Raw genomic sequence first — 16,665 nt, forward strand, 5'->3', positions numbered from 1 at the left:
GCATCGCCGCGCGGCCCACCTCCGGCCACCCACCTCCCGGGCACCCGCCGGTCCGACCCACGTCCGACCGGCGCCGGCGCGCTCCCTGCGCCGGTCGCTGCCCGGATGAACCCGTCCCGGCGAAGCGGTCGCCGGGGAAGGAGCGGGCATGTCCTCGTCCCAGCAGCACGGTCCGGTGTTCGCACCCGGCTCACCGCGGCAGGTCGCCGTCATCGGCGCCGGCGTGGTGGGCCTGTCCTGCGCCTGGTTCCTCCAGGAGGCCGGCGTGCAGGTCACCGTCTACGAGCGCGACACCGCGGGTGCCGGCGCCTCCTGGGGGAACGCCGGCTGGCTTACCCCGGCGCTGACCGCACCGCTGCCCGAGCCGGCGGTGCTGCGGTACGGGCTGCGCGCGGTGCTCAGTCCTCGATCACCGGTGTACCTGCCGCTGCGTGCCGACGGCGCACTGCTGCGCTTCCTGACCGGCTTCGTGGCGCACAGCACCGCGCGACGGTGGCGGGCCGGGATGGCCGCCTACGTGCCGCTGAACGAGCGAGCTCTCGAAGCCTTCGACGTCCTCGCCGCTGCCGGAGTACCTGCTGTCACCCATCCCGCGCGACCGTTCCTGGCGTGCTTCCGCCGCGAGCGCGAGGCCGAGCGGCTGTGCGGCGAGCTGGAGGCCATCCGCGACGCCGGCCAGGAGGTCAGCGGTCATCCGATCACCGGCTGGCAGGCCCGCGCCCTGGAGCCCGCGCTCACCGACCGGGTCTGCGCCGCGGTGCAGATCCACGGGCAGCGCTACCTGCACCCGCCGGAGTTCGTGCGGTCCCTGGCCTACGCGGTGCGGAACCGCGGCGGCGAGCTCGTCGAAGGCGTCGGGGTCAGCGACCTGCAGCACGTGAGCGGTGGGATCACCGTCGTGACCAGCAGCGGCGAGCGGCTGTGGCACGACGCTGTCGTCGTCGCCACGGGCGCCGAGCTCGGCCGCCTGGCCGGACGGTTCGGCGTGCGCCAGCCGGTGCAGGCCGGTCGCGGCTACAGCTTCAGCGTGCCGGCGCACCAGATGCCCGGCGGCCCCTTGTACTTCCCTGCCCAGCGGGTGGCCTGCACGCCGCTGGGTGACCGGTTGCGGGTGGCCGGGATGATGGAGTTCCGCCGCCACGGCGACCCGCTCGACCCACGCCGGGTCGCCGCGATCGTCGACGCGGTCCGCCCGTTCCTGACCGGGGTGGACCTCGACGACCGCCGCAACGAGTGGGTCGGTTCCCGCCCGTGCACTCCCGACGGGCTGCCGCTGGCCGGCGCCACCGCTTCCCCGCGGGTCTTCGTCGCCGGCGGCCACGGCATGTGGGGCATCGCGCTCGGTCCGATCACCGGCCAGCTGGTCGCCCAGACCGTGCTCAAGGGCGAGGCCCCGCCGGAGCTCTCGCCCTTCGACCCGCTGCGCTGAACCGGCCCCCGCACCCCTGCCCGTCGGCGGCCTCCCCACCTCCCGTCGAGCCCGACCCTGGCCGCAACCGGGGGCCGCGGACAGGGCCGAGGTCGGTCAGCTGGGGCATGCTCCCCTTGCCGACCATCGGCAAGGTCTGGGAGCACAGGAGCCGTGAGGGGCACGATGGCCATGGACCCGCAAGGCGCCGATCACCGACGACCTCCCCGGCCGTCCGCGTCCGATGACTGGCTGGCTCCCATCGCGGCCTCGGCTGCGGCCGCCCGTCAGGCGCCGGTGGAGCTGCTCGGCGAGTACCTGCCCATGCTCGCCGACGCGGCGATCAACGGACGCCGCCCCGACGCGTGGGAACTCGATGCCGTCCGGGAGTCGGGGCGCCGCGCGGCCGCGCAGGGGGTCGGGGCTCGGCGCGCGGTCGATCTGTACCTGTCAGCGGCGTGGCGGCTCTGGCGACAACTGCCGGTCGTCGTGCGATCCAGCGATCCGGAGAAGGTCCGGGCCGCCGCGGAGGCGGTGCTGCGTGTCCTGGACGACGCCGTCGGGGTGCTCGTCGACGGACACCAGGCCGAACGCCGGGAGATGATCCGTCGCGAGGAGTCCGTGCGAGCCGAGTTCGTCGACGATCTGCTCCGCGGTGACGCTGACGTCTCGCGGATGGTGGAGCGGGCCCAGCTGTTCGGCATCGACCTGGGCAAGCCGCACCACGTCGCGCTGGTGGCCCCACGCGACCCCGGCGGCGGGATCGACCGGGCGGCGACCGCTCTGGAGCGAGCAGTCGTCGACCGGTTCGGCGATCGCGAGGTCCTGGTCGCGATGAAGGACGGCCGCGTCGTCGTCGTGGTCCCCAGCGCCGCCACGCCGGCGGGCGCCGCCGCGCGGGGCACCGACGTCGGTGTGCTCCTGCAGCAGGACCTACGGCGACTGCGGATCCCCGGTCGATGGCGGGTGGCGGCCGGGCGGGCGTTCCCCGGGGTCTGGGGGGTGCCACGCAGCTACGAGGAAGCCAGAGAGGCGCTGGCCCTGGCCGACCGGCTGGCCGTGGAGGACGACGTCGTCCATGCCCGGGACCTCCTCGTGTACCGGGTGCTCGGCCGCGACCAGGCGGCGATCGTGGACCTGATCCGCGACGTGCTCGGCCCGCTGGAACAGGTCCGCGGCGGCGCGCAGGTGCTGCTCGAGACCCTGCACGCGTACTTCGATGCCGGTGACGTCGCTACCGAGGCCGCACGACGACTCCACGTCTCGGTGCGCACGGTCACCTACCGACTGGCCAGGGTCGCCCAGCTGACCGGGCACAGTGTCGCCTCGCCCGATCAGCGGTTCGCACTCCAGTCGGCCGTGCTGGGGGCGCGCCTGCTCGGGTGGCCGGTCAGGCCGCTGCCCACCGATCCCTGAACGGAGACCTCCCGCGCAACGGCGCCGGGCAGATCTCCACGCTGGACCTGCGCCGGACGACCCTCGGCGGCTGACGGGCGCCGGTCAGCGCTCCAGCACCGCCGCGATCCGGGTGATCGTGGCCTCCTCCACGGGCAGGTGCGGCAGCACCGACGGCACCTCCTCGGGCTCCAGCCCGGTGTCGCCGAACGCGGCCAGCAGCAGGTCGGCCTCGTCCGGCGGCACCGGCACCGTGCAGCCGGAGCCCTCCAGGGCGGCGCGGGCGAGGAACAGGGCGCCGGCCAGCGTCTCGTCGGGCACCGGCGCCGGCTCGGGGACGACGGCGGACCGGGCGGCCGCCTCGGCGGCGCGCACCAGCGACAGCGGCAACCCCTCGGCCTCGACCTCGATCAGCGGGACGTCGCGCAGCGCGGCGAGCACCAGGTGCTCGGCGTCGATGCGCAGCGGGGCCGCCCAGTCACCGGCCCGCACCACGCCGGCCACGTCGTCGGGGTCCTCGCCCAGGTCGTCGGCGAACTCGGCCCACGCAGCCGGGCGCGTGGCGCGGGCGCGCTCCCCCGCCAGCCGGCAGGTCTCGCCGACGAACGGGACGAGCACCTCGTCGTCGAACCGCTCGGCCACCAGCCGGCCGTCGGCGCCGATCATGTCCAGGGCGTCCTGGAAGCTGCCCGGCGCCGCGTCGCCGAGGTCGACGCGGCCGTCCTCCTCGCTCCCCAGCCGCTGCCCGGTGGCCGCCCGCTCCCCCACCGTCAGGCCGCTGGGCACCACCCGGCCCGCGCGCCGCCGGTGGTGCGGGCGGTCGGAGAGCCCCACGGCCCACGCGCAGCTCTCGGCGATCAGCGCGGCACCGCGCTCGCGCAGCACCTCCCGGGTCAGCAGCCCCATCCAGTCGACGTCGAACACGCCCTCCACTCTCCCCGCGACGGCGCGCGGGCGCTCGCGACCCCCGTCACTCCGCTGCGGAGCCGGCGGTGCTGCGCTCGGCCTGCTCGCTGCTCGGCCCGCCGATCCAGACGGTCTTGGCGTTCGTGAACTCGCGCATGCCCAGCCCGGTGAGCTCCCGGCCGTACCCGCTCTGCTTGACCCCGCCGAAGGGGAGGTCCGGGTAGCTCGTCGTCATGCCGTTCACGAAGGCCATGCCCGAGGCGATGTCGCGGATGAAGCGCGCCCGCTCGTCGGCGTCCTCGCTCCAGAGGTTGGAGCCCAGCCCGTAGGGGTGGCTGTTGGCGATCTCGATCGCCTCCTCCAGCGAGTCCACCGTCCACATCGCCGCGACCGGGCCGAAGACCTCCTCCAGGTAGAGGTCCATCTCCGGCGTGATGCCGGAGAGCAGGGTCGGCTCGAAGAACCAGCCCGGCCGGTCCACCCGCTTGCCGCCCACCAGCACCTGGGCGCCCTTGGCGACGGCGTCCTCGACGTACTCCTCGACGTCGTCGCGGCCGGACTCGGTGGCCAGCGGCCCGATCTGGGTGCCCTCGTCCATCGGGTCGCCGACGGTCAGCGCGCCGATCTTCTCGGCGAACAGGCGGGTGAACTCCTCGGCGACGTCGCGGTGCACGAAGAACCGCTTGGCCGCGATGCAGCTCTGCCCGTTGTTCTGGTTGCGGGCGGTCACCGCCACCTCGGCCGCCCGGTCCAGGTGCGCCGAGGGCATGACGATGAACGGGTCGCTCCCGCCGAGCTCCAGCACCGTGGGCTTGAGCGCGTCACCGGCGATCGAGGCCACCGACTGGCCGGCGGGCGCGCTGCCGGTGAGCGTCGCGGCCGCGACCCGGTCGTCGCGCAGCACCTGCTCGATCGTGCCGGAGCCGATGAGCAGCGTCTGGAAGACGTCGTCGGGGAAGCCCGCCTTGCGGAAGATCTCCTCCAGGTACAGCGCCGTCTGGGGGACGTTGCTCGCGTGCTTGAGCAGACCGACGTTGCCGGCCATGAGCGCGGGGGCGGCGAACCGCATCGCCTGCCACAGCGGGAAGTTCCACGGCATGATCGCCAGCACCACGCCCAGCGGCTGGTGCACCACGTAGGCCTGCTCGGCACCCACCGCGGCGGCGTCCTTGGGCTCGGGCTCCAGCAGCGCCGGGCCGTGCTCGGCGTACCAGCGCAGGGCCTTCGCGCACTTGCCCACCTCCGCCTTCGCCGAGGCCAGCGTCTTGCCCATCTCGGTGGTCATGAGCTCGGCGACGCCGTCGGTGTCGGCGTCCAGGACGTCGGCGGCGGCCGTGAGCCAGCCGGCCCGCTGCTGCGGCGTGGTCAGCCGGTAGCGCGCGAACGCCTGCGCGGCGCGCGCGATCCGGTCCTCGAGGGCCTCGTCGGTGAGCGGCTCGTAGGTCTTGAGCGTCTCGCCGGTGGCCGGGTTGATCGTGGCGATGGCCATGGTGTTCTCCCTCCGGGGTCCGCCCGTCACCTGCCCCTCGGGAGGCGGTCGAAACGGCGCGGACGGTCCCACGGGGACCCGCGCACCGGGGTGCGGCCCGGCCACCCGGCCCGCTGGCCTACCGTGGGGCACCGATTCGGACGACGGCGGAACGATTCAGGGGCACAGGTGAACTGGACGGCAGCGGGCGGGAAGGGCCACCCCCCGGCGGCAGGCTTCGTCCACGACGCGCTGCACTACGACTCCCTCGACGACTTGGTCGACGTCGCCGTTCCCTTCCTCCGCGGCGGGCTGGACGCCGGGGAGGCCGCCGTCGTCGTGGCCTCGGACCCGGCCACCGCCGCGCTGTGGGACGCGCTCGGCGACGAGCGGCTCGTGGTCCTCGACCGCGCCGCCACCTACGGCCCGCGCACGCCGGGGGCGATCACCAGCTTCCGCCGGCTGGCCGAGCGCCAGCGCGCGACCGGGGCGTCGCGGGTGCGGGTCCTCGGCGAGGTCGACCGCGGGGCCACCCCACGCGAGTGGCTGGAGTGGGAGCGCTACGACGCCGTCCTCAACGAGGCGCTGCGCGGCTGGGACCTCTGGGGTGTCTGCGCGTTCGACACCCAGCGGCTCCCCGGGCCGGTGCTCGCCTCCGCGTCCTGCACGCACCCGCATCTGGTGACGTCGCAGGGCCGCACCCCCAGCACGGGGTACACCGAGCCGGCCACCTACCTGCGCCGGCTGCCGGTGCCCGACGAGCCGCTGGAGAGCTCCCCACCCCGGTTCTCGGCCGCGGACGTCGCCGACTTCATCGGCCTGCGGCACGCCGTCGCCGCGGAGCTCGCGGGCCTGACCGCACCCGCCGACGTGGTCGAGGACTTCCTGCTCGCCGTCGACGAGATGACCTCCAACGCCGTCCGGCACGGGCTGCCGCCGGTCAGCCTGCGCCTCTGGACCGCCCCGGACCGGATCGTGTGCACGATCGCCGACGGCGGCCCGGGCTGGGACGACCCCTTCGCCGGGTACGGCCCGGCGCACGGCGAGGACCTGTCCCGCGGCGGGATGGGGCTGTGGCTGGCCCGGCAGCTCTGCGACCACGTCGACATCTCCGGTGGGGCGCACCACCCGGGCGACGGCGGGGCCCGCGTCCGGCTCACCACGCTGCTCCGCTGAGCCGTCCGCCGGACGATTTCCGGCCAGTGGGGAGGCCGGGCGCGCCGGGCGGTCGCGGGCCGCGATACTGAGGGCCGCAGCCTTGCGACGATGGGAGCAGCGTGGTGGATCGGGCGCGTTCGGACCACGGCCGGGGAACCGGCCCCGCAGAGCGGGAGGGCTGACGTGGACAAGGTCGTCCACTCCGCCGAGGAGGCGGTCGCCGACATCGGCCGGGGCGCGACCCTCGCCGTGGGCGGGTTCGGGTTGTGCGGGGTGCCGTACGCGCTGATCGACGCGCTGCTGGCGCAGGGCGCCGACGGGCTCACCACGATCTCCAACAACTGCGGGGTCGACGACCAGGCCCTCGGCGTGCTGCTGTACTCGGGGCGGATCCGCAAGACGATCAGCTCGTTCGTCGGGGGCAACAAGGAGCTGGCCCGGCTGTACCTGTCCGGTGAGCTCGAGGTGGAGCTGACCCCGCAGGGCACGCTGGCCGAGCGGTTGCGCGCCGGCGGCAGCGGCATCCCAGCCTTCTACACCCCCACCGGCGTCGGCACGCTCGTCGCCGAGGGGGGCATCCCGATCCGCTACGACGCCGACGGGAACGTGGTCGAGGTCAGCCGGCCCAAGGAGGTGCGCGAGTTCGACGGGCGGCAGTACGTGCTGGAGACCGCCCTGACCGCGGACTTCGCGCTGGTGCACGCGTCGGTGGGCGACCGGCACGGCAACCTGGTGTTCCACGAGTCGGCGGCCAACTTCAACCCGCTGGCCGGCATGGCCGGGCGGATCACGGTCGCCGAGGTCGAGGAGCTCGTCGAGCCCGGCGAGATCACGCCCGAGCACGTCCACCTGCCCGGCGTCTTCGTCGACCGCGTCGTCGTCGTCGGCGCCGACCGCAAGCCCATCGAGCGGCGCACCACCCGCCCGCGTTCGGACCGCTCGCAGACCCCGGCCGCCGCCGGTGAGGAGGCCACGCCCGCATGAGCCTGACCCGTGAGCAACTCGCCGCCCGCGTGGCGCTGGAGCTCGAGGATGGCCAGTACGTCAACCTGGGCATCGGCATGCCCACCCTGGTGCCGAACTACGTGCCCGAGGGGGTGCACGTCGTCCTGCACTCGGAGAACGGCGTCCTGGGTGTGGGCCCCTACCCCTTCGAGGGCGAGGAGGACGCCGACCTGATCAACGCCGGCAAGGAGACCGTCACCCTGCTGCCCGGCGCGAGCTTCTTCGACTCGGCGCTCTCGTTCGGCATGATCCGCGGCCAGCACCTCGACGTCGCCGTGCTGGGGGCCATGCAGGTCAACGCCCGCGGCGACCTCGCGAACTGGCTGATCCCGGGGAAGATGGTCAACGGCATGGGCGGGGCGATGGACCTCGTCCACGGTGCCCGGCGCGTGATCATCATGATGGAGCACGTCGCCCGCGACGGGTCCCCGAAGATCGTGCAGGAGTGCACCCTGCCGCTGACCGGCAAGGCGTGCGTGGACCGGATCATCACCGACCTCGCCGTCATCGAGGTGACCGGCGACGGGCTGGTGCTGCGCGAGACCGCGCCCGGGGTGGCCGTCGACGAGGTGGTCGCCGCGACCGGCGCCCCGCTCACCGTCGCCGACGACGTCCGCGAGATGCCGCTGCCCGCCACCGTCTGACCCGCCCCTGGCGAGGGCCTCGGCGACGCCGACCCACGACGCGCCGGCGCTGCCCGTCCTCGACCGGGACGGGCAGCGCCGGGTCGGCCGTGCTCGGCCGCCCGGTGCCGGGCCAGCACCTCGCGCCCCCCCCCCCCCCCCCCCCCCGCCCGCCCCCCCCCCCCCCCCCCCCCCCCCCCCCCCCCCCCCCGGGTCGGCCGTGCTCGGCCGCCCGGTGCCGGGCCAGCACCTCGGGCACCGGCGGCGTAGCGGCGACCCGCCGCGGAAGGGCGGCGGCTCACTCGAAGACGACGGTGCGGCCCCCCTGGATGACGACGCGGTTCTCGGTGTGCCAGCGGACCGCGCGCGCGAGCGCCCGGGTCTCGGCCTCACGGCCCCGGGCGGCGAGCTGCTCGGGGCCCAGCGAGTGGTCGACGCGGATCATCTCCTGCTCGATGATCGGCCCCTCGTCGAGGTCGGCGGTGACGTAGTGCGCCGTCGCGCCGATGAACTTGACGCCCCGGGCGTGCGCCTGGTGGTAGGGACGGGCGCCCTTGAAGCTCGGCAGCATCGAGTGGTGGATGTTGATCGCCCGGCCCTCGAGGGCCTCGCAGAGGCCGTTCGAGAGGATCTGCATGTACCGGGCGAGGATGACCAGCTGGACCTGCTCCTTCCGCACGATGTCGAGCAGCGCGGCCTCGGCCTCGGGCTTCGTCTCGCGGGTCACCGGGATGTGGTGGAAGGGGACGCCGTAGAAGTCGGCGATCCCCGCCAGGTCGGGGTGGTTGGACACCACCGCGACGACATCGAGGTTGAGCTCGCCGACCGAGTTGCGGAACAGCAGGTCGTGGAGGCAGTGCGCGTACTGGCTGACCATGACGAGCACGCGCTGGCGCTCGGCGGCGTCGGCCATGCGCCACCGCATCCCGAAGCGCTGGGCGACCGGCTCGAAGGCCGCGCAGAGGCGGGCGAAGTCGAGCGGCACGCCGTCGACGTGCCGGAACTCGACCCGCATGTAGAACATGCCGCTGGTCAGGCTGTCGAACTGGTGGCTCTCCACGATGGTGCACCGCTCGTCCACCAGCAGTCCGGACACGGCGTGCACGATGCCCGCGGCATCCTGACAGGACAGGACCAGGACGCCGTGCTGAGCCTCGGCGGGCCGCGTCATCACGTCACTCCTACGGATCGTCCGCGGCCGGTCGGCCGACCGCGGTGGGGGCTTCCCGCCGTCCATGTGGTCACCATGACCAGGACGTCGGGAAACGTGGGCTATGTGAGCCTAGGCATGTGGGCGCCTCCAGCGGATGCCGCACCCGACCTCGGCCGAGCCGCGACAACCGACGCCGGCGGGCGCCGTGGGACGGACAGCGGCCCGGACGGGGCGTAGTCGCCTGCTGTGGCCGCCCGGGGCCCGAGGTCGCCTCGGCTCAGCGGCCGTCCGGCTGGAGCGCCTCCCAGCCCCCGGACGGCGTCACCACCGCTCGCACCGGCCGGTCGTGCACCTCCCGCGGGAGCTCGTCCACCCGTTCGTCGTCGAACACCACGGCGACGAGCACGGCGTCGGGGCGCGCGTGCACCAGCGCGCGGTCGTAGTAGCCACCACCGCGGCCCAGCCGGATGCCGGCGCGGTCCACCGCGAGAGCCGGGACGACGACGGCGTCGGCAGCCGCGATCGCGGTGGGGCCCAGCCGTGGACCCACCGGGTGGAGCAGGCCGAACCGGCCGGGTTCCAGCTCGCCGGTGTGGTCCGCCCAGTCCAGCGTCCGACCCACGGGCGGGACGACGGGGAGCAGGATCCGGGCGCCCAGCTCGGTGCAGGCGTCCGGCAGCCGGCCGGCCCCCGGCTCGGTGGGGTCCGGCACGAACGCGGCGAGCGTGCGGACGCCCCGGAGGCCGCGGAGCAACGTCGCGACGACCGCCTCCGCGGCCGCCTCCCGCTGCGCCGTCGGGCGGGCCCGGCGGCGGGCGAGGAGGTCCTCGCGCAGCCGGTCCTTGGCGACGGACGGTTCTCCCGAGCTGATCACCACGGGATCAGAGCATGCCGACCGGTCGGATCGCCTGGCGGAGGACCGGGATCACCCCCGTGCAGTCCGGGGCCGGATCGGCGGGATCCCGCAGATGCCGGTTCCAGCGCCGACCCGATCGGTGTCCGTCGCGTCGATCACGTGGGTGGCGCCCAGGTCGGTGGCCGGCCGCTGCCGCCGCGGTTCAGGCGGAGGTGCCGCGGAGCTCCTCGAGGATCGGCCCAGCCACCTTGAAGGCGTGGTTGGCGGCCGGGACACCGGCGTAGACGGCGGCGTGCTGGATGACCTCGGCGATCTCCTCGTCCGAGAGGCCGTTGTTCTTGGCCGCCCTGACGTGGAGGGAGAACTCGTCCCAGTGCCGCAGCGCGATCGTGATCGACAGCGTCATCAGGCTGCGGTCGCGCCGGGCGAGGCCGGGCCGCTGCCACAGGTCGCCCCAGGCGGTGCGGGTGATGAAGTCCTGGAACCCGGCGGTGAACGGTGTCGTGCCCGCGACGGCGCGGTCGACCCATGCATCCCCGAGCACCTCACGCCGGGTCCGCATCCCGGCCTGCCGGCGCTCGTCGTCCGTCGTGGGTTCGCTCATCGGGCGCCTCCTGCGGCGTCGAAGTGGCCGAGCAGCGCGCCGGTGACCTCCAGCGCCCGTTCGAGGTTGCCCAGGTGCGCGGCCGGGCTGAGGCTCAGCAGCTCCGCCCCGGCGATGCCCGCCGCGATCGCCTCCTGGTGCGGGGGCGGGAGGGCCGGGTCCTCGGCGCCCGAGACCACGAGGGTGGGCGACGTGATGCGCCCGAGGTCGTCGCGCAGGTCGATGCCCGCCACCACCTCGCAGCAGGCGGCGTAGCCCTCGTCGTCGGCGCCGGCGATCATCGCCTCGAGCCGCGCCACGAGGTCGGGGTGCTCGGCGGCGAACCCCGGCGTCAGCCAGCGGGACACCACCGTCGGGGCGAACCCGGCGGTGCCCTCGGTCCGGGACTGGGCCGCCCGGTCGAGGAAGCCCTGCGGCTCCGTCTTCGCCGAGCTGAACAGCACCGCGAGGCCCAGCACGCGCGAAGGCTCCCGGGCCGCCATGCGCAAGCCCACCATGCCGCCGAGGGAGACGCCGGCGACGTGCGCCCGGTCGGCCCCGAGCCGGTCCAGCAGCGCCAGGACGTCGTCCACCAGGTCGTCGAGCGCGTACGGGCCCGCGGGTGCGGGCGACTCCCCGTGCCCGCGGCCGTCGTAGGTGACGACCCGGAAGCGCTCGGCCAGGGCGGGCACCTGCGGGTCCCACATGGCCCGCGAGGCGCCGAGTGAGTTGGAGAGGACGACCAGCGGTGCCTCCGGGGGCCCGGCGAGGGTGTACGAGACGGGGACGGCGGTCATCGGGCTCCTTCGGTGAGGTGGGCGTGCTCGGCGAGGGCGGCGTCGACCTGGGCGCCGGCCTCCCCGACGTCCGGTCCGCCGCCGAGCAGGTCGGCGAGCTCGACGTCGTCCCGGTCGGCGACCACGTCGGCGAGGGTCCGGCCGGTGGCGGCGGCCTCCCGGACGGCGGCCGCGGCCTCGTCGTGCGCGGCGTCCCGCCCGAGCAGCGAGGTCAGCGCGTCGGCGAGCGCGCCGGCGAGCTCGGGGTCGCGGGCCGCCGCCACCGTGGCGGCCATGCGGGCCGGGTCGGGGCGCAGGCCATCGAGGCTCTCGACGAGCCAGGCCGCGGCGGAGCCGACGGTCGACAGCAGGTCGGTCAGCGTGGGCCACTCGCTGTGCCAGGCGCCCGCGGCCCGCTCGTGCTCCTGCTCCATGGCGCCCAGCAGGGTGGCCACCAGGCCGGGGGCGCGCCGGGCGCAGGCCCGCGCGGAGATGGCGGCGACCGCGTTGCGCTTGTGCGGCATGGCCGAGGAGCCGCCCCGCCCGGCGCCGGTCTCGGCGACCTCCGCGACCTCGGTCTGGGCCAGCAGCACGACGTCGACGGCGACGGTCGCCAGCACGCCGGCGGTGGCCCCGAGCGCGCCGGCCAGGTCGGCGATCGGCAGTCGGACCGTGTGCCACGGTGCGGCGGTGGGGACCAGCCCCAGCTCGGCGGCCAGGGCGGCGCGGAGCGCGGTGCCAGAACCGTCGCTGGCGGCCAGGGTGCCGACGGCGCCGCCGTACTGCACCGGCAGGGAGGCCACCACCTCGGCCAGCCGCAGCCGGGCCCCGTCCAGCCCGCCGAGCCAGCCGGCGGCCTTGAGGCCGAAGGTCGTCGGCAGCGCCTGCTGCATGAGGGTGCGCCCCATGACGACGTCGTCGCGGTGGGTGCGGGCCAGCCGGGCAGCCGCCTCGGCGGCGAGCGCGAGGTCGCGGTCGATCGCGGCGATCGCCCGGCGGGCCAGCAGGACCAGCGCGGTGTCGACGACGTCCTGGCTCGTGGCGCCGACGTGGACGGCGACGGCGTCCCGCTCCCCCACCGCCGCGCGCAGCACCCGCACCAGCGGCGGCACCGGGTTGCCCGCGTCGGCGGCCTGCGCGACCACGGTGGCCAGGTCGAGCGCCGCCGGTTCCGCGCAGGCCCGGGTGACGGCGTCGGCGGCCGTCGCGGGCACCAGGCCGGTCGCCGCGGCGGCGCGTGCCAGCGCCGCCTCGACGTCGAGCAGCGCGTCGAACCAGGCGGAGTCGGAGACGGCGGTCGCCGCGCCACCGCGGGCGAAGGTCGCGCTGAAGAGACCGGTCACGTCCCGTTCCTACCGCCTCGGCGGCTCACGGGGAGGTTCATACGGCGAAGAACACCGTCTCGCGCTCGCCCTGCAGGTGGATGTCCAACCGGTAGCCGTCGTCGGCCGGCGTGGCCAGCAGCGTGCTCCGCCGGTCCTCCGGCAGCGCCCGCAGCACGGCGTCCTCGGCGTTGGCCTCCGCCTCGTCAGCGAAGTAGATCCGCGTGACGACGCGGTCGAGGATGCCGCGGGCGAAGACCGAGACGTCGATGTGCGGGGCCTGGAGCCCGCCGTCGCCGTCGGGCACCCGGCCGGGCTTCAGGGTGAACACGGCGTACTCCCCCCGCGGCTGGAGCGTCGAGGACCGCGCGTACGCGCGGAAGCCCGGGTAGGAGGCCGCGCCGCGCGGGTCCTCCGGCGAGGCGAAGCCGCCGTCGGGGTCGGCCTGCCAGGTCTCGACCATCGCATCGGCCACCAGGTCGCCGGCGCCGTCGAGGACCCGGCCGCGGATCCAGAAGGCGCCCGCGGTGCCCTCCTCCGCCGCCCAGACGCCGTCGGGCCACGTCATGCCGATGGCCAGGTAGGGGCCGACGGTGGCGCTCGGCGTGGTGCCCAGCCGCAGCGGCCCGTCGAGGAAGCCGCTGCCCCGCCGGCCGGAGCGCGGCTGGTGCGGCCCGGGGGCGTCGGGGACGACGAGCAGCGGGTTCACGAACGGCTCGCTCATGCGACATCTCCGTCGTCGTCGGTCTCGAACGGGGTCTGGTCGCTGCCGCGGAGCACGATGTCCCACTCGAACGCGAGCGCCCAGTTGTCCTGCGTCCGCTCCAGCGAGAAGCGGCTGATCGCCCGGTGCCGCGCGGCCGCCGGCATGGCGTTGAAGATCGGGTCCTGGCCGAACAGCGGGTCGTCCGGGAAGTACATCTGGGTGACCAGCCGCTGGGTGAAGGCGCGGCCGAACAGGCTGAAGTGGATGTGCGCCGGCCGCCAGGCGTTGTGGTGGTTCCCCCACGGGTAGGCGCCGGGCTTGACCGTCATGAACTCGTACCGGCCGAGGCTGTCGGTGACCACCCGGCCCAGGCCGTCGAAGTGCGGGTCCAGCGGCCCCGGGAAGCTGTCGCCGACGTGCCGGTAGCGGCCGGCGGAGTTGGCCTGCCAGACCTCCACCAGCGCACCGGGCACCGGCCGGCCGTCGCTGTCCAGCACGCGACCGTGCACGAGGATCCGCTGCCCCACGGCCTCTCCCCCGCTGCGCAACGTCAGGTCGGCATCGTGCGGCAGGACGCGGTCCTCGCCCAGCACCGGCCCGGTGACCTCGGTGAGCCGGTGCGGCAGGTCCACCGGCGTGCGCAGGGGCGCGCGCAGGGCGGTGCTGCGGTAGTCGGGGAAGCCCACGGGGGTGCGCAGCGCGGCGTCCTCGCGGTGGTACCGCGGCAGGTGCAGGCCGCCGGCGGATGTGGTCCCGGTCATGGGCGGACGGTACGACCGGGCGGCTAGGCTCCCAACCCCACACTTCCACTGGACGGGAGACACCCAGCATGGCCGGTCGCAGCGCCGCACCGGGGCGGTCGGTCACCTCGCGCGCTCTGGGCATCCTCGACGCCTTCGACAGCGGCACCCCGCGGTTGTCCCTCTCCGAGATCGCCGAGCGGTCCGGCACGCCGCTGACCACGGCCCACCGGCTGCTGGGCGAGCTCACCGGCTGGGGGGCGCTGATCCGCCGTCCCGACGGCCGCTACGAGATCGGCCGCAAGCTGTGGGACCTCGGGCTGCTGGCCCCGGTGCAGCTCGAGCTGCGCCAGGTCGCCGCACCGTTCCTGCTCGACCTGCACACGACCATCCGCGACACCGTGCACCTCGCGGTGCGCGAGGGGCTCAGCGCGCTCTACGTCGACCGGGTCTCGGGCCGGGAGTCGGTGCCGGTGGTCAGCCAGGTCGGCAGCCGGCTCCCCCTGCACGCCACGGGTGTGGGCAAGGTGCTGCTCGCCGCGGCCCCCGACGACGTGGTCGACCAGGTGCTGGCCGCGCTGCGCCCGGTCACCCGGCACACCGTCACCGACCCGGCGCTGCTCGCGCGCGAGCTAACCGAGATCCGGCGCCGGCGCTACGCCCGCACGTGCCAGGAGATGTCCCTGGGCGCCGCGTCCCTCGCCGTCCCGGTCCAGGTGGAGCGGGTGAACGGGCCGCTGGCCGTCGCCGCGTTGGGCATCGTCGTCCCGCCGCACCGCCGGGACCTCGCCCGCCTGGTCCCGGCGATGGAGATGGCGGCCCGCGGCATCGGCCGGGAGCTGGCCCGCTCCCAGGAGTTCCACTGACCGGAAGCGCCGGGTATCCACGGCCGCCGGCGGGGGGACACACTCGACGGCGTGCGCACCCAGGTAGCGATCATCGGCGCCGGCCCCGCCGGCCTCCTGCTGTCGCGGCTGCTCGCCCTGCAGGGCATCGACTCGGTCGTGCTGGAGAACCGCTCCCGGGTGTACGTCGAGGCGCGCATCCGGGCCGGGATCCTGGAGCAGCACACCGTCGACACGCTGACCGACGCCGGGCTGGGCGATCGGCTGCACCGCGAGGGCCTGGAGCACCGCGGCATCTACCTCCAGCACCCGGGCACGCGGCACAAGCTGGACTTCCCGGAGCTCTGCGGCCGCACGGTGTGGGTCTACGGGCAGACCGAGGTCACCAAGGACCTGATCGAGGCGCAGCTGGACGGCGGCCCGCCGCTGCTGTTCGAGGTCTCCGACGTGACGCTGGAGGACGTCGACTCCGACAGCCCGCGCGTGCGGTTCACCGACGCCGACGGCGCGGCCCAGGTGCTCGAGTGCGACGTGATCGCCGGCACCGACGGGTTCCACGGCGTCTCACGCCCCGTGGTACAGGCCGCCGGCGGGCGGACGTGGGAGCGCACCTACCCCTACGCCTGGCTCGGCATCCTGGCCGACGCGGCACCGGCCACCGACGAGCTGATCTACGCCTGGCACCCCGAGGGGTTCGCGCTGTACTCCATGCGCTCCCCCACGGTGTCGCGGCTCTACCTGCAGGTGGACCCGGCCGAGAAGATCGAGGACTGGTCCGACGACCGGATCTGGGATGCCCTGGACACCCGCTTCGCGCTCGAGGGCTGGTCGGTCAACCGCGGGCCGGTCACCGACAAGTCGATCCTGCCGATGCGCTCGTTCGTCAGCAGCCCGATGCGCCGCGGCCGGCTGTTCCTCGCCGGCGACGCCGCGCACATCGTGCCCCCGACCGGCGCCAAGGGGCTCAACCTCGCCGTGGCCGACGTGACGCTGCTGGCCCAGGCGCTGGTGCGGCTGCTGACCGAGAAGCGGACCGACCTGGTCGACACCTACTCCGACCGGGCGTTGGCCCGCGTCTGGCGGTGCACCCACTTCTCCTGGTTCATGACCTCGATGCTGCACACCTCCGGCGACGACTTCGACGCCCACCTGCAGCTCTCCCAGCTCCGGCGGATCTGCTCCTCGGAGGCGGCCGCCCGCGAGCTCGCCGAGAACTACACCGGGCTACCCGTCGGCTGAGGGTGCATCCGTTCGGCCTCCTGCGTGCGAATGCCGGTCGTGGAGTCAACCGCCCCGCAGCAGCAGACGGCATGGCTGGTCCAGCCCCTGGTCGACGCCGGCCTGGACCCGGGTGAGATCCAGGTGCTGGTGACCCGCCTGGGCTTCGAGGCGGTCGTCGCCGGCGATCGTGGCGTCGACATCCGCATCCTCGACGTCGTCGGCGACCACCCCAGCGACGTCCGGGCCGCCTGGCTCGAGGTGATCGACCGGATGACCAGCCGGCCGCTGCCCGGCGCCTGACCACCGCCACCGCCGTCCTCCCTCACCGCAGCGCGTCCTGCCTCGCGGTGTGCGATGAGGGAGGGCGCGCCGCGATCAGGTCACCTCATCATCACCGAGCCCGCCGAGGCGCCCCGGACAGACGGTCGACCCGGCCACCGCAGGCCCCGGCAGCGGCCGGTGGGCCGGAATCCCGTCGCACGTGACCCCCGCCACACGCG

Annotated in this window: 17 protein-coding genes; 8 read left to right on the forward strand and 9 right to left on the reverse strand. The window is 74.9% G+C overall.

The window, feature by feature from the left end; genetic code table 11:
* Positions 1 to 148 precede the first annotated feature (148 nt).
* Entirely contained in the window at positions 149 to 1,429 is a 1,281-nt protein-coding gene (locus QOZ88_RS04805) for an NAD(P)/FAD-dependent oxidoreductase (RefSeq protein ID WP_305998655.1), read from the forward strand.
* 276 nt (positions 1,430 to 1,705) lie between these two features.
* Positions 1,706 to 2,824 carry a PucR family transcriptional regulator gene (locus QOZ88_RS04810; RefSeq protein ID WP_305998656.1) on the forward strand — a complete coding sequence of 373 codons (1,119 nt, stop codon included), beginning with the start codon at positions 1,706 to 1,708 and terminating at the stop codon, positions 2,822 to 2,824.
* Positions 2,825 to 2,908: 84 nt separating this feature from the next.
* Here QOZ88_RS04810 and QOZ88_RS04815 read toward each other — a convergent pair whose 3' ends face one another.
* On the reverse strand, positions 2,909 to 3,727 hold the full coding sequence (locus QOZ88_RS04815) for a hypothetical protein (protein ID WP_305998657.1): 819 nt from the start codon (positions 3,725 to 3,727) through the stop codon (positions 2,909 to 2,911).
* A 46-nt stretch (positions 3,728 to 3,773) separates the two neighbouring features.
* A complete protein-coding gene (locus QOZ88_RS04820; protein ID WP_305998658.1) occupies positions 3,774 to 5,198 on the reverse strand; it encodes an NADP-dependent succinic semialdehyde dehydrogenase in 1,425 nt (474 codons plus the stop codon).
* Between the two features lie 168 nt (positions 5,199 to 5,366).
* On the opposite strand from QOZ88_RS04820, the gene QOZ88_RS04825 reads away from it, so the two are divergent.
* The 3 genes from QOZ88_RS04825 to QOZ88_RS04835 all read left to right on the forward strand — a co-directional run bounded on the left by QOZ88_RS04825 (position 5,367) and on the right by QOZ88_RS04835 (position 7,984).
* Positions 5,367 to 6,353, forward strand: a complete 987-nt coding sequence (locus QOZ88_RS04825) for a sensor histidine kinase (protein ID WP_305998659.1) — start codon at positions 5,367 to 5,369, stop codon at positions 6,351 to 6,353.
* Between the two features lie 165 nt (positions 6,354 to 6,518).
* Positions 6,519 to 7,319 (forward strand): CoA transferase subunit A, encoded by an 801-nt coding sequence (locus tag QOZ88_RS04830; RefSeq protein ID WP_305998660.1) that lies wholly within the window; start codon positions 6,519 to 6,521, stop codon positions 7,317 to 7,319.
* Entirely contained in the window at positions 7,316 to 7,984 is a 669-nt protein-coding gene (locus QOZ88_RS04835) for a CoA transferase subunit B (protein WP_305998661.1), read from the forward strand. Before QOZ88_RS04830 ends, QOZ88_RS04835 begins: the two co-directional genes overlap by 4 nt.
* A 277-nt stretch (positions 7,985 to 8,261) precedes the next feature.
* Here QOZ88_RS04835 and purU read toward each other — a convergent pair whose 3' ends face one another.
* From purU to pcaH, 7 genes are all read right to left on the reverse strand, one after another.
* Complete coding sequence (gene purU, locus QOZ88_RS04840) at positions 8,262 to 9,134, reverse strand: formyltetrahydrofolate deformylase (RefSeq protein ID WP_305998662.1); 873 nt, start codon at positions 9,132 to 9,134, stop codon at positions 8,262 to 8,264.
* Positions 9,135 to 9,393: 259 nt separating this feature from the next.
* Positions 9,394 to 9,990: a 5-formyltetrahydrofolate cyclo-ligase gene (locus QOZ88_RS04845; protein WP_305998663.1), complete on the reverse strand. Its 597-nt coding sequence runs from the start codon at positions 9,988 to 9,990 to the stop codon at positions 9,394 to 9,396.
* Positions 9,991 to 10,174: 184 nt separating this feature from the next.
* A complete protein-coding gene (gene pcaC / locus QOZ88_RS04850) occupies positions 10,175 to 10,576 on the reverse strand; it encodes a 4-carboxymuconolactone decarboxylase (protein WP_305998664.1) in 402 nt (133 codons plus the stop codon).
* Entirely contained in the window at positions 10,573 to 11,352 is a 780-nt protein-coding gene (locus QOZ88_RS04855; RefSeq protein ID WP_305998665.1) for an alpha/beta fold hydrolase, read from the reverse strand. The genes pcaC and QOZ88_RS04855 overlap by 4 nt, the downstream gene beginning before the upstream one ends.
* Positions 11,349 to 12,674 carry a 3-carboxy-cis,cis-muconate cycloisomerase gene (pcaB, locus tag QOZ88_RS04860; RefSeq protein ID WP_305998666.1) on the reverse strand — a complete coding sequence of 442 codons (1,326 nt, stop codon included), beginning with the start codon at positions 12,672 to 12,674 and terminating at the stop codon, positions 11,349 to 11,351. Before pcaB ends, QOZ88_RS04855 begins: the two co-directional genes overlap by 4 nt.
* Positions 12,675 to 12,711: 37 nt before the next feature.
* Positions 12,712 to 13,377 (reverse strand): protocatechuate 3,4-dioxygenase subunit alpha, encoded by a 666-nt coding sequence (pcaG, locus tag QOZ88_RS04865; protein WP_305998667.1) that lies wholly within the window; start codon positions 13,375 to 13,377, stop codon positions 12,712 to 12,714.
* A complete protein-coding gene (gene pcaH, locus QOZ88_RS04870; protein ID WP_305998668.1) occupies positions 13,374 to 14,120 on the reverse strand; it encodes a protocatechuate 3,4-dioxygenase subunit beta in 747 nt (248 codons plus the stop codon). The genes pcaG and pcaH overlap by 4 nt, the downstream gene beginning before the upstream one ends.
* A gap of 68 nt (positions 14,121 to 14,188) precedes the next feature.
* Between pcaH and QOZ88_RS04875 the strand changes: the two genes are divergently transcribed.
* Genes QOZ88_RS04875 through QOZ88_RS04885 form a run of 3 tightly spaced genes read left to right on the forward strand, consistent with a single transcriptional unit; the run spans position 14,189 to position 16,465 of the window.
* Positions 14,189 to 14,965: an IclR family transcriptional regulator gene (locus tag QOZ88_RS04875; protein ID WP_305998669.1), complete on the forward strand. Its 777-nt coding sequence runs from the start codon at positions 14,189 to 14,191 to the stop codon at positions 14,963 to 14,965.
* A 51-nt stretch (positions 14,966 to 15,016) separates the two neighbouring features.
* Positions 15,017 to 16,183: a 4-hydroxybenzoate 3-monooxygenase gene (locus QOZ88_RS04880; RefSeq protein WP_305998670.1), complete on the forward strand. Its 1,167-nt coding sequence runs from the start codon at positions 15,017 to 15,019 to the stop codon at positions 16,181 to 16,183.
* 39 nt (positions 16,184 to 16,222) lie between these two features.
* Positions 16,223 to 16,465 (forward strand): hypothetical protein, encoded by a 243-nt coding sequence (locus QOZ88_RS04885; RefSeq protein ID WP_305998671.1) that lies wholly within the window; start codon positions 16,223 to 16,225, stop codon positions 16,463 to 16,465.
* Positions 16,466 to 16,665: the final 200 nt, after the last annotated feature.

It is taken from the genome of Blastococcus carthaginiensis (assembly GCF_030731085.1).
Taxonomy (GTDB): Bacteria; Actinomycetota; Actinomycetes; order Mycobacteriales; family Geodermatophilaceae; genus Blastococcus; species Blastococcus carthaginiensis.

Coding starts and splice junctions, on each gene's coding strand:
- QOZ88_RS04805 (WP_305998655.1), top strand. CDS start 149: ATGTCCTCGTCCCAGCAGCACGGTCCGGTGTTCGCACCCGGCTCACCG.
- QOZ88_RS04835 (WP_305998661.1), top strand. CDS start 7,316: ATGAGCCTGACCCGTGAGCAACTCGCCGCCCGCGTGGCGCTGGAGCTC.
- QOZ88_RS04875 (WP_305998669.1), top strand. CDS start 14,189: ATGGCCGGTCGCAGCGCCGCACCGGGGCGGTCGGTCACCTCGCGCGCT.
- QOZ88_RS04820 (WP_305998658.1), bottom strand. CDS start 5,198: ATGGCCATCGCCACGATCAACCCGGCCACCGGCGAGACGCTCAAGACC.
- pcaC (WP_305998664.1), bottom strand. CDS start 10,576: ATGAGCGAACCCACGACGGACGACGAGCGCCGGCAGGCCGGGATGCGG.
- QOZ88_RS04855 (WP_305998665.1), bottom strand. CDS start 11,352: ATGACCGCCGTCCCCGTCTCGTACACCCTCGCCGGGCCCCCGGAGGCA.
- pcaH (WP_305998668.1), bottom strand. CDS start 14,120: ATGACCGGGACCACATCCGCCGGCGGCCTGCACCTGCCGCGGTACCAC.
- pcaG (WP_305998667.1), bottom strand. CDS start 13,377: ATGAGCGAGCCGTTCGTGAACCCGCTGCTCGTCGTCCCCGACGCCCCC.
- purU (WP_305998662.1), bottom strand. CDS start 9,134: ATGACGCGGCCCGCCGAGGCTCAGCACGGCGTCCTGGTCCTGTCCTGT.